Source organism: Cellulomonas sp. (assembly GCF_965229465.1).
Classification (GTDB): Bacteria; Actinomycetota; Actinomycetes; order Actinomycetales; family Cellulomonadaceae; genus Cellulomonas.
Genome location: NZ_OZ245882.1, coordinates 1744904 through 1759572, shown reverse-complemented (window position 1 = coordinate 1759572; position 14669 = coordinate 1744904). Strand labels below are relative to the sequence as shown.

Annotated in this window: 20 protein-coding genes; 8 read left to right on the top strand and 12 right to left on the bottom strand. The window is 73.8% G+C overall.

The window, feature by feature from the left end:
* Nucleotides 1–19: 19 nt before the first annotated feature.
* Nucleotides 20–706: a TetR/AcrR family transcriptional regulator gene (locus ACO06A_RS08570; protein ID WP_421735593.1), complete on the bottom strand. Its 687-nt coding sequence runs from the start codon at nucleotides 704–706 to the stop codon at nucleotides 20–22.
* Between the two features lie 17 nt (nucleotides 707–723).
* A complete protein-coding gene (locus ACO06A_RS08565; RefSeq protein ID WP_421735592.1) occupies nucleotides 724–1929 on the bottom strand; it encodes a glycosyltransferase in 1206 nt (401 codons plus the stop codon).
* Between the two features lie 72 nt (nucleotides 1930–2001).
* Here ACO06A_RS08565 and ACO06A_RS08560 point away from each other — a divergent pair, with 72 nt between their 5' ends.
* On the top strand, nucleotides 2002–2400 hold the full coding sequence (locus tag ACO06A_RS08560) for an SRPBCC family protein (RefSeq protein ID WP_421735591.1): 399 nt from the start codon (nucleotides 2002–2004) through the stop codon (nucleotides 2398–2400).
* On the opposite strand, the gene ACO06A_RS08555 is transcribed toward ACO06A_RS08560, so the two are convergent.
* Nucleotides 2397–2777, bottom strand: a complete 381-nt coding sequence (locus tag ACO06A_RS08555; protein WP_421735590.1) for a hypothetical protein — start codon at nucleotides 2775–2777, stop codon at nucleotides 2397–2399. The genes ACO06A_RS08560 and ACO06A_RS08555 overlap by 4 nt on opposite strands.
* A gap of 144 nt (nucleotides 2778–2921) precedes the next feature.
* Here ACO06A_RS08555 and ACO06A_RS08550 point away from each other — a divergent pair, with 144 nt between their 5' ends.
* Nucleotides 2922–3488 carry an RBBP9/YdeN family alpha/beta hydrolase gene (locus tag ACO06A_RS08550; RefSeq protein WP_421735589.1) on the top strand — a complete coding sequence of 189 codons (567 nt, stop codon included), beginning with the start codon at nucleotides 2922–2924 and terminating at the stop codon, nucleotides 3486–3488.
* On the opposite strand, the gene ACO06A_RS08545 is transcribed toward ACO06A_RS08550, so the two are convergent.
* Complete coding sequence (locus ACO06A_RS08545; RefSeq protein WP_421735588.1) at nucleotides 3448–3849, bottom strand: RidA family protein; 402 nt, start codon at nucleotides 3847–3849, stop codon at nucleotides 3448–3450. The two genes, ACO06A_RS08550 and ACO06A_RS08545, sit on opposite strands and share 41 nt — an antisense overlap.
* 84 nt (nucleotides 3850–3933) lie before the next feature.
* Between ACO06A_RS08545 and ACO06A_RS08540 the strand changes: the two genes are divergently transcribed.
* Nucleotides 3934–4599: a glyoxalase gene (locus ACO06A_RS08540; RefSeq protein ID WP_421735587.1), complete on the top strand. Its 666-nt coding sequence runs from the start codon at nucleotides 3934–3936 to the stop codon at nucleotides 4597–4599.
* Here the strand turns inward: ACO06A_RS08540 and ACO06A_RS08535 are convergent.
* Nucleotides 4553–5152: a dihydrofolate reductase family protein gene (locus ACO06A_RS08535; RefSeq protein ID WP_421735586.1), complete on the bottom strand. Its 600-nt coding sequence runs from the start codon at nucleotides 5150–5152 to the stop codon at nucleotides 4553–4555. The two genes, ACO06A_RS08540 and ACO06A_RS08535, sit on opposite strands and share 47 nt — an antisense overlap.
* Before the next feature lie 77 nt (nucleotides 5153–5229).
* Here ACO06A_RS08535 and ACO06A_RS08530 point away from each other — a divergent pair, with 77 nt between their 5' ends.
* Nucleotides 5230–6039 (top strand): hypothetical protein, encoded by an 810-nt coding sequence (locus tag ACO06A_RS08530; RefSeq protein WP_421735585.1) that lies wholly within the window; start codon nucleotides 5230–5232, stop codon nucleotides 6037–6039.
* Nucleotides 6040–6043: 4 nt separating this feature from the next.
* Here the strand turns inward: ACO06A_RS08530 and ACO06A_RS08525 are convergent, their stop codons facing one another.
* Both ACO06A_RS08525 and ACO06A_RS08520 read right to left on the bottom strand, forming a co-directional pair.
* On the bottom strand, nucleotides 6044–8284 hold the full coding sequence (locus ACO06A_RS08525; RefSeq protein ID WP_421735584.1) for a family 43 glycosylhydrolase: 2241 nt from the start codon (nucleotides 8282–8284) through the stop codon (nucleotides 6044–6046).
* A gap of 89 nt (nucleotides 8285–8373) precedes the next feature.
* On the bottom strand, nucleotides 8374–8799 hold the full coding sequence (locus ACO06A_RS08520; protein ID WP_421735583.1) for a VOC family protein: 426 nt from the start codon (nucleotides 8797–8799) through the stop codon (nucleotides 8374–8376).
* A 161-nt stretch (nucleotides 8800–8960) separates the two neighbouring features.
* Between ACO06A_RS08520 and ACO06A_RS08515 the strand changes: the two genes are divergently transcribed.
* A complete protein-coding gene (locus tag ACO06A_RS08515; protein ID WP_421735582.1) occupies nucleotides 8961–9140 on the top strand; it encodes a hypothetical protein in 180 nt (59 codons plus the stop codon).
* 2 nt (nucleotides 9141–9142) lie between these two features.
* Here the strand turns inward: ACO06A_RS08515 and ACO06A_RS08510 are convergent, their stop codons facing one another.
* Entirely contained in the window at nucleotides 9143–9640 is a 498-nt protein-coding gene (locus ACO06A_RS08510; protein WP_421735581.1) for a TM2 domain-containing protein, read from the bottom strand.
* An 86-nt stretch (nucleotides 9641–9726) separates the two neighbouring features.
* Between ACO06A_RS08510 and ACO06A_RS08505 the strand changes: the two genes are divergently transcribed.
* Nucleotides 9727–10503 (top strand): class I SAM-dependent methyltransferase, encoded by a 777-nt coding sequence (locus tag ACO06A_RS08505; protein WP_421735580.1) that lies wholly within the window; start codon nucleotides 9727–9729, stop codon nucleotides 10501–10503.
* Between the two features lie 32 nt (nucleotides 10504–10535).
* Nucleotides 10536–11315, top strand: a complete 780-nt coding sequence (locus ACO06A_RS08500; RefSeq protein WP_421735579.1) for a DinB family protein — start codon at nucleotides 10536–10538, stop codon at nucleotides 11313–11315.
* Nucleotides 11316–11331: 16 nt separating this feature from the next.
* Here ACO06A_RS08500 and ACO06A_RS08495 read toward each other — a convergent pair whose 3' ends face one another.
* The 3 genes from ACO06A_RS08495 to ACO06A_RS08485 form a co-directional block, all read right to left on the bottom strand.
* On the bottom strand, nucleotides 11332–11712 hold the full coding sequence (locus ACO06A_RS08495) for a VOC family protein (RefSeq protein ID WP_421735578.1): 381 nt from the start codon (nucleotides 11710–11712) through the stop codon (nucleotides 11332–11334).
* A 63-nt stretch (nucleotides 11713–11775) separates the two neighbouring features.
* Nucleotides 11776–12591, bottom strand: a complete 816-nt coding sequence (locus ACO06A_RS08490) for a class I SAM-dependent methyltransferase (protein WP_421735577.1) — start codon at nucleotides 12589–12591, stop codon at nucleotides 11776–11778.
* Nucleotides 12592–12619: 28 nt separating this feature from the next.
* The gene (locus ACO06A_RS08485) at nucleotides 12620–12946 is read right to left on the bottom strand and encodes a hypothetical protein (protein WP_421735576.1); all 327 of its coding nucleotides are present in this window, start codon (nucleotides 12944–12946) and stop codon (nucleotides 12620–12622) included.
* A 38-nt stretch (nucleotides 12947–12984) separates the two neighbouring features.
* Between ACO06A_RS08485 and ACO06A_RS08480 the strand changes: the two genes are divergently transcribed.
* Complete coding sequence (locus ACO06A_RS08480) at nucleotides 12985–13683, top strand: pyridoxine/pyridoxamine 5'-phosphate oxidase (RefSeq protein WP_421735575.1); 699 nt, start codon at nucleotides 12985–12987, stop codon at nucleotides 13681–13683.
* Here ACO06A_RS08480 and ACO06A_RS08475 read toward each other — a convergent pair whose 3' ends face one another.
* Nucleotides 13684–14619, bottom strand: a complete 936-nt coding sequence (locus ACO06A_RS08475; protein ID WP_421735574.1) for a GNAT family N-acetyltransferase — start codon at nucleotides 14617–14619, stop codon at nucleotides 13684–13686.
* Between the last annotated feature and the right edge of the window lie 50 nt (nucleotides 14620–14669).

The window sequence follows — 14669 nt, the reverse complement described above, 5'->3', positions numbered from 1 at the left end:
GGGGCGCCCTCGGCCGGGGTCAGTGCGCGCCGACGAGGACCGCGTCCTGCTCTTCGAGGAGCCCTCGGAGCACCCGCCGGATCACGTCGGGGAAGACCTCGTCGGGCGTCCGTGGGCTGTCCGGAGACAGGCCCGCGAGGTGGGGATGCTCACCGCGGGCGAGCACGTGCGCGACGTACTCGACCTGTGCCTGGCTGCGCTCGGGGTCGGGCGTGCCGTGCAGGGTGCGCGCGAACGAGCTGATCAGGGCGTTCATCACCGCGTAGGCGACCAGCTTCTGGCTGTCGCCGGCGGGGTGAGCGTCGAGCACCGCCAGGACGTGCTCACTGAGCCTCAGGCCGTGCGGGCCGACCAGCGGCGTGCCGACCACCTCGGTCAGCCACGGATGCCGCTGGTGGATCGCGAGCCCCTGCACGGCGAGCGCGACGAGGTCGTCGAGCCACCGACCGCTCGGTGCGGGCAGCTGGTACTCGCCGGCGACGTGGTCGACCATGAGGTCGACAAGCTCGTCGCGGCCGGTGACATGACGGTAGAGCGAGCCTCCGCCGGTGCCGAGCTCCGCGGCGACGCTCCGCATGGTCAGGGCGGCGAGGCCGTCGCGGTCGGCGGCCCGGACGGCGGCGACGGTGACGGTGTCGCGGGTGTGTCGCGGAGGCCGGCCGATGCCGGAGCCCTCCGCCCGGAGCCAGACCGCCTCAGGAGCCACGGGTCGATCCTCCCTGGTCAGGCGAGGGTGGCGAGCCACGCGCGCAGGGGGGCGGTGCCGTCCTCGTTCGCCATGGCGTCGCGCACGGCCTCGGCTCCGTCACGCAAGGCGGACGAGGAGGCGGCCTCCTCGATGCGGGCGGCGAGCGTCTCGCCGGTGACCTGCTTGACGGGCAGGGGACTCGTGCCCGCCCGGAGCTGGGTCAGGCGGCGCGCCCAGAACGGCTGGTCGGTGTGGATCGGGAGCGGGACGGACGGGATCCCCGCCCGCAGCGCGGCCGCGGTGATGCCCGCACCCGCCTGGTGGACGACGGCCGCGGCGCGCGGCAGCAGCCACGCGTGCGGCACGTCGCCGACGTGGAGCGCCCGATCGGGGCCGAGGCGCTCAGCAACCTGACGGAGGTCGTCACCCTGGAGCACGAACCTGGTGGTCCCGGCCGCGAGGGCGGCCGAGATCGCGCCGCCGACCGACGCGCCCGGCGGCAGGCTGCCGAGCGTGACGACGACGGGTGCCCGACCGGCTGCGAGGAACTCCTGGAGCGGGGCGGGCGGGGTCCAGCGCGGCGGTGTCGGCGGCCACCAGAACCCGTCGAGCGACAGGGCGGCGGGCCAGTCGGCCGGGCGCGGGAGCACGACCGGGCTGATCCCGTGGTGGACCGGGATCCCCTGGGCGCGACGCCGGCGCTGCGCGGAGCGACGGCTCTCCGGGGCCAGGCCCAGCTCCGACCTCACGCGGGCGAACGCGGGGTCGTACGGGGTCGGCACCATGCGGGCGAGCCGGCCGGCGAGCGGGTTGCCGACCGCTCCGAGGTCGCGTGCGCTGGCGATCATCGGGGGGTACGCGCGGCTGGGGTGCGCAGGCTGGAGGAGGGCTTCGGCCGAGGGCACACCCAGGTGCTCGGCGATGTCGTGGCCGTACGGGGAGATGGCGTTGGTGAGGATCACGTCGGCCCCGGGCGCGGCAAGGAGTGCCGCGGCGGCAGCCGAGTCCATGTACGTCCGCAGGACCGCCAGGTACGCCCGCACCCCGGAGGTGGAGCCGGACGCGGGGGCGAGGGGCGCCGAGATCGCCACGTGCTTTCCGCCGGACTCCGTGACGAGGGCCCCGTACTCGCTCCCGGCGACGACCGTGACCTCGTGCCCGTCGGCGACGAACGCGGCGGTGAGGCCCGTCGCCGGCGCGACGTCACCGCGGGTGCCGGGGGCGAGCAGCAGGACATGCATCGACGACTCCTTTGCGAACAACGTTAGCAAAGGGTAGCAGGCGCTGTCAGGGGTCCATGGAACGCTCCTCGTATGACGACCGAGTCGCGGCATCTGAGCGTGCACATCGACCGCCCGGTGGCGGAGGTCTACGCCTTCGTCTCCGACCCGGCGAACCTGCCTCGGTGGGCTCCCGGGCTGGGGACCTCGGTGGTCCAGGAGGACGGCCGCTGGTTCGTCGAGACGTCGCAGGGGCGCGTGCAGGTGACGTTCGCCCCGCAGAACGAGCTCGGGGTCCTCGACCACGTGGTGGTGACTCCGTCGGGCGAGACGGTCTACGTGCCGCTGCGCGCGATCGCCGACGGCGACGGGTGCGAGGTGGTGTTCACGCTCCGCCGCGCACCGGGGATGACGGACGCGGAGCTCGACCGGGACGCCGAGCTGGTGACCGCCGACCTGGCCCTGCTCACGCGCTTGGTCGAGGGCGGCTAGCGGGTCCAGTCGATCGTCGAGCGGTCCCCCTCGAACGGGCGCAGGGCGTCCGGGGCGGGGAACGCGAGGACGTACCGGGTCACCGCGACGTCCACCGAACCGAAGTCGTCCGTCTGCACGACGACCCGGTCGGGGGTCACCTCGACGATCCGGACGCGCTCACGGGCGCCGTCCGGCCGGTCGAGCTGCCACAGGTCGGCGAGCCAGTGCAGGCCGCGCTCCTCCAGGGCCTCCTCGGCCTCCAGCCACTCGACCGGCCCGGTCACCTCGCGCCCGAGGGCGTCCAGCGCGACGAACGCGTCGCCGTCCGGGCGGATCCAGCCGAGGCGCTCGCGGTCGCCGAGGCGCACGTGCTCGATCCAGTCCTCGCTCAGCATCGGGCGATGTTACTGCTCGACCGGCCGCGTCGAGATGCTGCCGCGTTCCGTCAGGATCCCGACAGCCGCTCCGCTGGAGCCACCTCGTCCCGGGCGCCGGTCCTACGATCCGGAACCCCCGAAGAACCGGAACGAGGTCCGCGCATGAGTGATCCCACCGTGGTGTTCGTCGCAGGCATCGGCAACTCCGACCCCGACCACTGGCAGCGTCTGTGGCACGCCCGGCTGCCCGGCAGCGTCTGGGTGGAGCACCGCTCCTGGGACGACCCGGTCCGCGAGGAGTGGGTGCGTGATCTCGAGGAGACCGTGCACGCGATCGACGGCCCGGCGCTCCTGGTCGCGCACAGTCTGGGCTGCACGCTCGTCCTGCAGTGGGCGGCGGAGCACGTCGCCGACGGCGTGGTGGGGGCGCTCCTCGTCGCGCCGCCGGACGTGCACGGCCCGGTCTTCCCCGTGCGCGCCGTCGGCTTCGACCGATGGGCCCCCGCACGGCTGCCGTTCAGCACCGTCGTGGTCGTGGCGGACGACGACCCCTACGGCTCGCCGGAGCACGCGGGGGCGATCGCGGGAGCGGTCGGCGGGGAGCTGGTGGACGTGGGGTCCGGCGGGCACCTCAACGCGAGCTCGGGCCTGGGTGACTGGTCCGAGGGATGGGCTGTCTTCGACGAGCTCAGGTCGGCAGAACGGCTGCGATCGCGCTCACCTCGATGAGCGCTCCGGGCGCGCCGAGGCCGGCCACGCGCGCGGCGGTGACGAGCGGCGGCTTGTCGGCACCGGCGAGTCGCGGGGCGATCGCGCCGTAGGCGGCACCGAGATCGGCGTCCTGCGCGATCAGCACGGTCCACTGCACGACGTCGGCGAGCGACGCCCCCGCGGCCTCGAGCGCGGTGCTCACGTTGTCGATCGTGCGGACGGACTGCTCGGCGACGTCGTCCGAGACGACCGCCCCGGTGTCGTCGACGCCGTTCTGGCCGCCGACGTAGATGGTCGTCGCGCCCGCGGGCACGACGGCGACATGGCTGAATGCCGGGCTCACCACGAGACCGGCCGGTTGCAGGCGGGTGATCTCCATGCAACCCACCGTGGCACGGACCTCTGACATACGGAGCAGGATCCGAGAAGCACCGGACGGGCACTCGTTCGTAGCGTCGTCGCCATGGCAACCATCGACTCCGTCCTCATCGGTGCGGCCGACCCGTCGGCCGCAGAACGCTTCTACGCCGCGGCCTTCGGTCCGCACGTCCCCGTGCACGTCACGGCCTCGCAGGAGCCGACCACCGGCTTCCGCGGCTTCACCCTGTCCCTCACCGTCGCCCAGCCGGCCGACGTCCGCGCCCTCGTCGATGCCGCCCTCGACGCCGGCGCCGCGACGCTCAAGCCCGTGACCAAGTCCTTCTGGGGCGTGGGCGGCGTGGTCCAGGCTCCCGACGGCACGATCTGGAAGATCGCGACGTCGGCGAAGAAGGACACCGGCCCGGCGACTCGGGAGGTGGACCAGGTGGTTCTCCTGCTGGGCGTCGACGACGTGGCCGTGACCAAGCGGTTCTACGTGGAGCGCGGGCTGACCGTGGCGAAGAGCTTCGGCCGCAAGTACGTCGAGTTCGAGAAGGGTGCCGGCCGGATCACGCTCGGGCTCTACGGGCGTCGCGCGCTGGCGAAGGACGCCGGTGTCGACCCCGAGGGCTCCGGCGCGCACCGGCTCGCGATCGTCGGCGACGTCGGGTCGTTCGCGACCCGGACGGGTTCGCGTGGGCGACGGCGTCGGTCGGGGCCGATCAGGGCCGCAGCACGTCATAGAACAGGTGTGCCGCGTTCCGGGTGATCACGGTCGCGGACTCGTCGAGCCGCAGGGTCTGCCGCGTCCCGGCGAACAGCGGGATCCCTGCGCCGAGCAGGAGCGGTGCCACGTGCAGGTGCAGCCGGTCGACCACGCCCTCGCGCAGCGCCGAGCCGCCGAGCTCACCGCCGCCCATGATGAACACGTCTCTGTCACCGGCTGCGGCGGTGGCCTGGTCGAGCGCGTCCCGCAGGCCGGTGGTGACGATGGTCATCCGGTCGGTGAGCCGGACGTGCTCGGGTGCCTGGTGGGTGACGACGAAGCACGGCGGCGGCTCGTCGCCCTGGTCCGCTCCGTAGTGGCGGTCGTCGTTCCACCCGCCGGGGCCGTCGACCACGTCGAACGTGTGGCGGCCCATGACCACCGCCCCGGTCGCGGCCGTGAGCGTGGCGAGCACCTCGACGTCCTGCGGCGTCCGGTCGCCGATCGCCCACTCGTGCAGGGGCAGCCCGTCGTCGCCGAGCCCGTTGTCCGGTCCGGCGTTCGGTCCGGTGACGAAGCCGTCGAGCGAGATCGTGAGGTCGAGGATCACCGCCATGGCAGACCACGATGCCACCGGTTCGGTATCTGTACCCGGCCGCAACGGTCCTTCGCGGGTGACCCCAGGAGGCCCGCATGTCCCCTCTCGTCCTCGACCACCCGGCCGACGCGCGTCGGGCCGCCGCGCTGCTCGCCGACGGACATCCCGTCGCGCACGGGTTCGGCACCATCTACGCCCTGACCGCCCGCGGCGACGGCGTCCGCCGGCTCAACGCGCTGAAGGGCCGGCCGCTGGACCAGACGGGCAGCCTCACCGCGCCGACGGGCCATGTCCTGGACGCGTTCGACCTCGGGGCACTGCCGGCCGGTGTGTCCCGCGGGCTGGTGCAGGACGTGGTCGACGCGTTCGGTGCGCTGGGCCCGTTCGGCTTCCGCGGACCGGCAGCGCGACACGTCCCCGACGGGCTGACCGCGCAGGACGGGGGCACGACCACGACGCAGGTGATCGTGCCGGGCGACGCGTGCCCGTCACAGGTGTTCCTCGCGGCCGCGGCCCGGGCGGTCGGCCACGAGCCGCTGGTGATCTCGTCGGCGAACCGGTCCCGGCACGTCTCCGGAGGCCACGACGCCCCCGTGCACTGGCGGGCGGACGCGCTCCGGGCGGAGCTCGGCCAGGACGGGCTGGTGCTCCTGGAGCACGCCGACGAGGACGCCGCCCGCGCGCGCTTCCCGTTGCACACCCCGGTGTCGACGACGATCCTCGCGCTGCACCGCGCCGACCGCGCGCACGGACGGGTGCACCTGGTGCTCGAGAGGCACGGGTCCCTGCACGCAGCCGACGTGGCGCGCGTGCTGCACTCCCTCGGCCTCGGGCTGACGATCGGCGACCGGGCGGCGACCCGCCTGGAACCCCGCGTCTACGCCGCGCTGGAGCCCGTCGCCTGACGCGTCAGCGGTAGACGCGCAGGTAGTCGAACTGCGCGGTCGCCCCGACGCCCCCGTGCGACAGCAGCCCGACCTTCAGGTCCGAGCCGGCGGGGAACGTCCAGACGCCACCTGCCACCCACGTGCGACCGTCGGTGCTGGTGAACGCCTGGACCTCGTGCTCGCCCGCGGCATCGGTGCGGTGCGACAGCCGCAGCCACGTGGACTCGGCCGGTGGCCCGACGATGGTGCCGCCGAACGCGAGCCGGCCGGCGTACGGCTGCTCGGTGCCGAACTCGGTCTGCCGGGTGTTCCAGATGGCCACGTGCGACAGCCGTGCCCAGCGGTCGTCGTCGACGTAGGCGATCAGCCCGCCCTGCTGGAAGTTGCGCACCGTGTCGGTGCCCAGGTCGATGGTGAGCCGCGTCTCGGCGACCCAGTCCGTCTCGGGGACGTCGCGCAGCAGCAGGCCGGCGTCGTTGCCGGTGCCGACCAGGTCGCCCGCCTCGGTCGGCCAGCGCAGCGCCCCACCGGCGACCGTGACCTGCGGGTCGCGCACGCGGATCCAGCCCGGCCCGAGGGCCGATCCGTCGAGCTCGTCGCTGAGCGCGGGATCGAGGGTCCCGGGCCTCGCCGGCCGTACGCGCTCGGCGACGGGACGTGTCGCCGGCAGCGCGCTGAGGTTGTCGACGCGGACGCCCGGCCCGCTCGCCACCGCGCCCGCACGTCCCCCGGCACCGGCGCGGCGGGGCGCGTCGAGCGTGACCACCGCGAGCGGGTCGCCGAGCCGCGCGTGCGTGAGCTCTGCGGTCGCGACGCCGTCCCGGACGGTGAGGGCGAGCGAGTGCCAGGCCGAGAGGTCGAGACCCGCCGCCAGGGGTGCCGCCGCCCGTCCGGAGCCCCAGTCGAGGACGAGCTCACGGGCGGCAGGATCCACCGTCGTGGTCGCCCCGCGCGTCCCGGTGGTGAGCCCGGCGGTCGAGGTGACGCCCGCGTCGACCCGGAGATCCGCCTCGACCCGGACGTCGCGCCCGGGGACGGGACGGGTCAGCGAGGCGGCGCCGCGCGACACCAGGTGCCGGCCGGCGTCGGGCTCGTCGTCCGTCGCCCACCTCCCCGACGTGGTCCACCCGCGCGGCACCCCGGGGTCGAAGCCCGTCGCCCCGCCGGTGACCGGGCCCTGCTCGCGTCCCTCCGACGCGCGCGCCGTGGGCCAGCCGTCGACCCAGTCCAGCCGGTCGAGGAGCATCGGGCGCTCGTTGATCCCGTCGGTGCCGTCGAGGTACGGGTCCGCCCGGTCGATCGCGTGGTAGACGATCCAGTCCTGACCGCCGAGGTCGGTCACCACGGCGTTGTGGCCCGTGCCCACCCACCGGTTGCCGTTCGGCGCGAGCACCGGGGTGCCGCCGGCGCGCGACTGGTTCAGCGGCACGCCCTCGCGGTCCACGTACGGGCCGGTCAGGTCCCGCGAGCGCCCGACGTGCACGCTGTACCCGGTGGTCGGGCCGGCGCAGCAGTTGGCCGACGACGCGAACAGGTACCACCAGCCGTCGCGCTGGACCACGTAGGCGCCCTCGTACTTGTTGTCGACGGCCACCCGCACGGGTGCACCGACCGCGGCCGTCCCGTCGTCGGACAGCTCGGTGACCCAGATGCCGCCGTAGTAGGAGCCGTAGAACAGGTGCTCGGTGCCGTCCGGGCCGACCACGTGCGACGGGTCGAACGTCCAGAGGAAGTCCCCCTCGCCCCCGGAGCCGTGCCGCGGGCCGACCACGGGAGCGGCGCTCGGCGTCCACGGACCCGTCGGGGTCGGTGCGGTGGCCACGCCGATCGCGTTGTCGTTCGGCTCCGCGGTCACGGTGGTCTCGGTGACCACGACGTACATCCGGTACTCGCCGTCGACGTACCGGACGTCCGGCGCCCACAGGGCCGCCCCGCGCTCTCGGTCGGCCCACGCCGGACGCGAGTCCTCGGTGAAGGCGTCGCCGACGTACTCCCAGGTCACCAGGTCGGCCGACCGGGACATCGGGATCAGGTGACGCGTCCCCTCGCCCTCGCGCAGGGGGTCGGTGGTGCCGTACGCGTACCACCAGCCGTCCTTGCCGCGGAGCACGGCGGGGTCGGCGAACGTGTCGGCGAACCCCGCGCTGACCGGGTTGGCGTAGTCGGTCCGGGCACGGTCCGGGGCGGCGGCCGCCCCACCGGGCACCGCGAGCACCAGGCCGAGGGCGAGCGCGGCCGCGAGGGAACCGAGGATCGTGCGCACGGGAGCCTGCCGTTCGTCGGCGGGTGGCGGAACTCCCGTTGTACGCCGCTCGGCCGGGGCGGGCCAGCCGAGCGGCGCCGAGACCGGCGTCAGGCCGCGCTGTGCTCGACCGCGACGTCGACCACCCAGGTGACACCGAACGGGTCCGTGAGCATCCCGTACAGCGGTGCCCACTGCGAGGGCGCCAGCGGGACGACGACGGTCGAACCGTAGGCCAGCCGCTCCCAGAGCGCGGCGACCTCCTCGGCCGTGTCGCCGCGCAGGGACACGAAGAACGGGTCGTCGCCCCGGCTCCACGGCCGCGCCGCCGGCACGTCGTAGGCCATCACGCGGAAGCCGTTCTCGGCGGTGACCTGGCCCCAGACCACCTGGTCGGCCTCCGCCGGGTCCTGGATGGCGCCCATGTCCCGGTAGCTGATCACGGTGAGCGCCCCGCCGAACACACGGTGGTAGAAGCCGAGCGCCTCGCGGGCGTCGCCGCGGAAGTTGAGATGGGTGGTGGTCTGCACGGTCACGTTCGTGTCCTTACCTGGGTCCGACGAGGCGGGAGGTCCGTCCTCTGCACGCCACTGTCGTCCGCAAAGCGGTCAGGACCTGTCCTCCGTGCACCTTGACCCGCTGCCCTCACCAGGAGAACGGTGGGGCCGACGATGTCGGCGCTCGAGCGAGGAGTCTCATGGCGAACAAGTCGTCCGGCGCGGGAGGCGGGGCCGTCTACGGGATCGGGCTCGTCGGCGCCGCGGTCTTCTACTTCCAGCAGGCGGACACGTTCTGGTCGTTCGTGCTCGCGATCCCGAAGTCGATCATCTGGCCCGGGATCGTGGTGTTCGAGCTGCTCAAGAGCTTCTACGGCTGACCTCAGCCCCGCAGAGGCCGCCCTCGCGCGTCACGGCTGAACCGGCCGCGTCGCACCGACAGGTACAGCAGCCCCTCGGCGAAGCCCCAGACACCCATCACGATCGCGGCGAGGCCGAGCGTGAAGAACCCTCCGACGACGGTGATGGCCAGCATCGTCAGTCCTCGTCGCCAGTAGCCGAGGTACATCCGGTGCAGACCGAGGCCGCCGAAGAAGACGCCGAGCAGACCGGCGGCGACCCGGGACCTGGTGAGCTGCGGCCAGCGCCACGGCACTCGTACGGCCCGCCACCGCCATGTCCTCGGCCCTCGCACCGTCTCGCGGGCGACCGGCACCGCGTCCTGCAGGTCGGGCACCCGGCCGAGCGGGTAGCGCACCGTGGCCGAGAGTGGCAGCAACGGTGGGGGCGGCGGGTGCATCGGGCGGCGCGTGACCACGGGGCGCTCGCGGATGTCGTCGTCCAGGTCGAGGTCGACGAGCCGCTCGATGGTGTCGGTCACGGGTGCTCCCGCGGGTTCGGCCGCCGCGGCCTGCGGCGGATCCTCCGAGCGTAGGCCGTGTGCTGCGAGACCGGTAGCGTGCCGGGATGCGTCTGCGACCGCTCGCCTGGCGGGCCACCTACGAGCTGCTCGGCGCACGCGTCCGACACCCCGAGTGGGCGTTCATGAACTACGGCTACGCACCGGTGGAACCGACCGCCCCGCTGGTGGTGCTGGACGCCGCCGACGAGGCCGACCGGTACTGCATCCAGCTGTACGCGCACACGCTGGACGGCGTGGACGTGGCGGGTGCCGACGTCCTCGAGGTGGGGTCGGGCCGCGGTGGGGGTGCCTCGTGGGTGAGCCGCTCGCTCGGGCCGCGGACCACGACCGGGGTCGACTTCGCCGGTTCGGCCGTGGCACTGTCCCGGCGCGACCGCACCGGGCCCGGCCTGCGGTTCGTGCAGGGCGACGCGCAGGCCCTCCCCTTCGCCGACGAGTCCTTCGACGTCGTCGTCAACGTCGAGTCCTCGCACTGCTACGCGGACATGGAGGCGTTCGTGGCGCAGGTGCACCGCGTGCTCCGGCCGGGCGGCGCGTTCGTCTGGGCGGACCTGCGCGGCGCCGCCGACGTCGCCTCCACGCGGGCGCAGCTGACGTCGAGCGGACTGGTGGCCGTCGAGGACCGCGACATCACCGCGCAGGTGCTCCACGCGCTGCGGCTCGACGACGCCCGCAAGACCGAGCTGGTGCGCGAGTGGATCCCCCGGCCGTTCCGACGGGTGCTGCGGCCGTTCGCCGGGCTCGAGGGCACCCGCAACCCGGAGGGGTTCGCCGCCGGCACGCTCCGGTACCTGAGCGCGCGGCTGGAGCGCCCCGCCTGACCCGTGTCGGACCCCAGTTCTAGCCTGCCCCCATGAGCGATCTCCGCGACCTGCGCGGCTCACGGTTCCAGGACGCCGACCTGCAGGGTGCACAGTTCACGATGGTGGACCTCAGCGGCTCCACCTTCCGCTCCGTGGGGTTCCATGGCGTCGTCATGCGCGGCGTGGAGATCACGGACACCACCATCGACGGCGAGATCCAGAACATGGTGATCAACGGCATCGACGTCGCCCCCCTGATCGAGGCCGAGCTGGACCGCCGCTACCCCGACAAGCCGCTGTTCCGGCCGACCACCGCCGACGGGTTCCGGCGAGCCTGGGACGTGAACGAGCGGCTGTGGTCCGCGACCGTCGAGCGCGCACGGCGGCTGCCTGCGGAGCTGCTGCACGAGTCGGTCGCGCTGGAGTGGTCGTTCATCCAGACCCTGCGGCACCTGGCCTTCGCGTCCGAGTCGTGGGTGGCCCGCGGGATCCTGGGCAACCCGAGCCCGTGGCACCCCCTGTCGCTCCCGTGGGACCAGATGCGGCCGCGGCCCGGGGTGCCGTGGGACCGCGACGCGCGGCCGTCGCTGGACGAGGCGCTCGCCCTGCGACTCGACGCGATGGCGGTGGTGCGCCGGGTGGTCGACGGCCTGACCGACGAGCAGCTGGACCGCGTGACCGAGCCCCTGGTGGGCCCGGGGTGGCCCGACGAGGGCGCGACCTTCCCCGTCCGCGAGTGCCTGCTCATCGTGCTCAACGAGGAGTGGTGGCACCGGATGTTCGCCGAGCGCGACCTTGCCGTGCTGGAGGCCGGGCTCACTCCGTCCTGAGCCGCACCGTCCATGGTCAGCGCGCGGACGTGTGGATCGCCCAGCGGTGACCGAACGGGTCGACCAGCCACCCGCGCTTCTCGTCGCCCTGGTCGGAGGGCTCCCGGTCGGCGGTCGCGCCGGCGGCGACCGCGGCCGCGTAGACGGCGTCGACGTCGTCCACCCCGAGCACCATCGCGGACGTGCTGTGCCCGAGGGTGGCCGGGGCGTAGGCGCCGTAGTCGTGGAACTCGTCGGACAGGTAGAAGGCGACCTCGCCGATGCGGAGCTCGACGAACCCGATCCGGCCGTCGCCCTCGTCACGCTCACCGGTCTCCTTCGCTCCGAACGCCGCGGCGTAGAACGCGATCGCGGCCGCCGCGTCGTGCACGGTCAGGTACGGGACCAGGGTCGTCATGGTGCCTCCTCGACTCGGGCGGCGCGTCGTCGTCGCCGCTGCGCCCGACGCTAGGCCCTCACGTCACGTGAGGTGCAAGCGGGTCGCGACGGTGATCAGGTGCGAGCTGAGCCCGAGCAGGCTGGGCTCCGCCTCGATCACGCGCGCGGAGTCCAGCACCACCTCGCGGGCACCGTCGTCGTCGAGCGCCGGCGCCAACGCCCTGATCCAGTGCGCGAGCCCCTCCACGCCGACGGTCTCGGTGACCTCCAGCCCGGCCTCCGTCGCCTCGTCGGCCAGCTCCTCCGGGCGGTGGAAGTACGCGGTCGTAAACCAGCGGGGGTCGCCCGTGGGGTTCTCGTGCACGCCGGTGGCCAGGTCCTGCGCGACGATCGCGCGGAACGCCGGGTCGAACAGGTAGGACTGCGCGAGCCCGTCGAACAGGGACGCGAACCGGGAGATCGCCATCGCGATCACCACCCCGCCCGGCACGACGACGCGCAGCGCCTCGCGCCACGCCGCCAGCCGGTCGTCGCGGTCGGTCAGGTGGTAGAGCGGACCGAGCAGGAGGACGGCGTCCATTGATGCGTCCGGCACTGCCAGCGCGCGGGCGTCGCCCACCGTCGCGGTGAACCCCACCTGGTCGCCGAGCTGCTCCGCGGCCCGCGCGACGTGCCCGGGCAGGAGGTCGACAAGGTGCACGGTGTGCCCGTCGTCGAGCAGCCACTCCGCATGCACGCCGGTGGCCCCGCCGACGTCCAGCACGCGCGAGTCCGGACGCAGGTGGCGACGGACGATCTCCTGCACGCGGGCGAGCTCGAGCCGGCCGAGGCCCTGGCGCAGGCGCTGGTCCTCGTCGAAGGCGGTGTCGTAGTGGGAGTGGATCGGGGGCTCGTCCATCGCGCCAACCTAGGGCGCGAGGCGTCCGTCAGCCGACCAGATTTCCGATGACGACGGTCACCACCAGGATGCCTACCGCGACCGGAGCGACCGCGCCGAGCACCGTCGTCCAGCGGGTCCTCCACCGCGGCCCCGACCCCCGCCGCGCCTGGACGATCCCGACCGGCAGCGCCACCACCGCGGGGACGAGCGAGTACATCAGGAGCACGACCCCGCCGAGCGCGCCCCACGACTGCGGGTCGCGAGCGCCCTCGACAAACTGGACCACCGCGAGCGCGACGGCGACCGCGGCGACGGCGGCCAGCACCAGCGCTGTCCAGCCGAGTACGGTCGCCAGCGGGAATCGTCGCGTCATGCCCGGACGGTACTGCCCCAGCGCACGTACGCTCGCCGGTGGCAGCGGTTCCAGAGAGCGAGGGCGTCGTGCACAGCGAGTACTCCGGCGAGGGGCTCAGCGAGGACCAGCTGGCGGCGACGCCGCTGGATCAGGTGCGGCGGTGGGTCGCCGAGGCCGAGGCTCGACAGGCGGACCGGGGTGATGTCGCCGAGCCGACCGCGCTGTCGGTGGCCACCGTCGACGCCGACGGCCACCCGAACGTCCGCACCGTGCTCATGCGCTTCCTCGACGAGCGCGGCCCGGGGTTCGTCACCGACCTCGGCTCGACGAAGAGTCGCGAGCTCGGTGTCACCGACGCCGTGGCCGCGTCGCTCACCTGGCCGGCGATGTACCGGGCGGTCAGGTTCCGCGGCCGTGCGGTGCCGATCGGTCGCGACGAGATCGCGACCTACTTCACCTCGCGCGCATGGGGTTCACGGATCAGCGCGTGGGCGTCGGACCAGTCGCAGCCGATCGCGGACCGGGCGGCCCTGGTGGCGGCCTACGAGCGGTACGCGGGCCTCTACCCGGACACCGGCTCGGTCGAGGACGTGCCGGTCCCGGACGGGTGGGGCGGCTGGCGGATCGACTGCGACGAGGTCGAGCTGTGGGCGGGTCGGCGCGACCGGCTCCACGACCGGTTGGTGTTCACCCGCGTCGCTCCCGGCGATCTCGCGACGGCGTCCGCGTGGTCGGTCCACCGCCGCCAGCCGTGATCAGAGCGGCCGCACCATCTCCAGCTCCGGTCCGATGGAGCCGGTGAACGTGACGCCGGACGGCACGAAGCCGGCTCGTCGGTAGGCGCCCTGCGCTCGCGCGTTGTCCTGGTGGACCCCGAGGGCGAGCGCGTCGAACCCCCGGTCGCGCGACCACCTCGCGGCCTCGTCCAGCAGCCGGTCGATGACCCCGTCGCCCCGGTGCTCGGGCCGCACGTAGACCCCGACGACGACCGCGCGGCTGTGCTCGACCGGGAGGCCGTGGTAGTCGAGCGACCCCGCGCGCTGCACGAGCACGGTCACCGAGCCGATCCAGGTGTCCCCGTCGACAGCCACGAGCTGCGCGACGTCGTCGCCCTCGGCCGCGCTGCTGGTGCGGTCCTGGTAGAACGCGTCCGGCTGGGCCGCGGCGTTCTCGTAGGACTCCAGGAACGCGATCCCGGCGGCCTCGTCACGGAGCGAGTCCAGCCGCAGGTCACGCGCGAGCTGCCACTCGTCGGACCGGACCCGCCGGACCGCCACCAGCGGCACCTCGCCGGACGACGACACCCCCGGCCGGTAGTCGCCGAACCGCGCCCAGGTCAGCCGGACCCGCACGAGCACCACACCGTCGTCGGACAGGGAGGCCGCGAAGTGCGGGAACGCGTCGAGGTACGCCCGAGCGCACCTCTCCCGCTCGGCACCGCCAGGGAGGTCGGCGACGCCCTCGCACTGGAGCGTCGTCCCGTCGCGACCGCCGACCACCACCGCGACCCGCGGGTCCCGACGGAGGTTCGCGATCTTGCGCGATGTCGCCCTGGCGTCGAACACCAGCTCGGCGCGGTCGGTCGCGGTGATCGGCAGGTAGGCGGCCTGCGGCGCCCCGTCCGGTCCGAGCGACGAGACAACGCCGTCTCCCTGCGCGCGGACGTACTCGGCCAGCCCGTGACGATCCATCGCGGCATCGTAGGGGCGCAATGCCCTGGACCGTGGTGGTTTCGGCCTGC

What these genes read in the sequence shown, in the direction of transcription:
- ACO06A_RS08485 (WP_421735576.1), bottom strand. Translation starts at nt 12,946, where the DNA reads ATGACGCGACGATTCCCGCTGGCGACCGTACTCGGCTGGACAGCGCTG.
- ACO06A_RS08530 (WP_421735585.1), top strand. Translation starts at nt 5,230, where the DNA reads ATGTCCCCTCTCGTCCTCGACCACCCGGCCGACGCGCGTCGGGCCGCC.
- ACO06A_RS08500 (WP_421735579.1), top strand. Translation starts at nt 10,536, where the DNA reads ATGAGCGATCTCCGCGACCTGCGCGGCTCACGGTTCCAGGACGCCGAC.
- ACO06A_RS08495 (WP_421735578.1), bottom strand. Translation starts at nt 11,712, where the DNA reads ATGACGACCCTGGTCCCGTACCTGACCGTGCACGACGCGGCGGCCGCG.
- ACO06A_RS08490 (WP_421735577.1), bottom strand. Translation starts at nt 12,591, where the DNA reads ATGGACGAGCCCCCGATCCACTCCCACTACGACACCGCCTTCGACGAG.
- ACO06A_RS08515 (WP_421735582.1), top strand. Translation starts at nt 8,961, where the DNA reads ATGGCGAACAAGTCGTCCGGCGCGGGAGGCGGGGCCGTCTACGGGATC.
- ACO06A_RS08555 (WP_421735590.1), bottom strand. Translation starts at nt 2,777, where the DNA reads ATGCTGAGCGAGGACTGGATCGAGCACGTGCGCCTCGGCGACCGCGAG.
- ACO06A_RS08560 (WP_421735591.1), top strand. Translation starts at nt 2,002, where the DNA reads ATGACGACCGAGTCGCGGCATCTGAGCGTGCACATCGACCGCCCGGTG.
- ACO06A_RS08475 (WP_421735574.1), bottom strand. Translation starts at nt 14,619, where the DNA reads ATGGATCGTCACGGGCTGGCCGAGTACGTCCGCGCGCAGGGAGACGGC.
- ACO06A_RS08535 (WP_421735586.1), bottom strand. Translation starts at nt 5,152, where the DNA reads ATGGCGGTGATCCTCGACCTCACGATCTCGCTCGACGGCTTCGTCACC.
- ACO06A_RS08550 (WP_421735589.1), top strand. Translation starts at nt 2,922, where the DNA reads ATGAGTGATCCCACCGTGGTGTTCGTCGCAGGCATCGGCAACTCCGAC.
- ACO06A_RS08565 (WP_421735592.1), bottom strand. Translation starts at nt 1,929, where the DNA reads ATGCATGTCCTGCTGCTCGCCCCCGGCACCCGCGGTGACGTCGCGCCG.
- ACO06A_RS08540 (WP_421735587.1), top strand. Translation starts at nt 3,934, where the DNA reads ATGGCAACCATCGACTCCGTCCTCATCGGTGCGGCCGACCCGTCGGCC.
- ACO06A_RS08505 (WP_421735580.1), top strand. Translation starts at nt 9,727, where the DNA reads ATGCGTCTGCGACCGCTCGCCTGGCGGGCCACCTACGAGCTGCTCGGC.
- ACO06A_RS08545 (WP_421735588.1), bottom strand. Translation starts at nt 3,849, where the DNA reads ATGGAGATCACCCGCCTGCAACCGGCCGGTCTCGTGGTGAGCCCGGCA.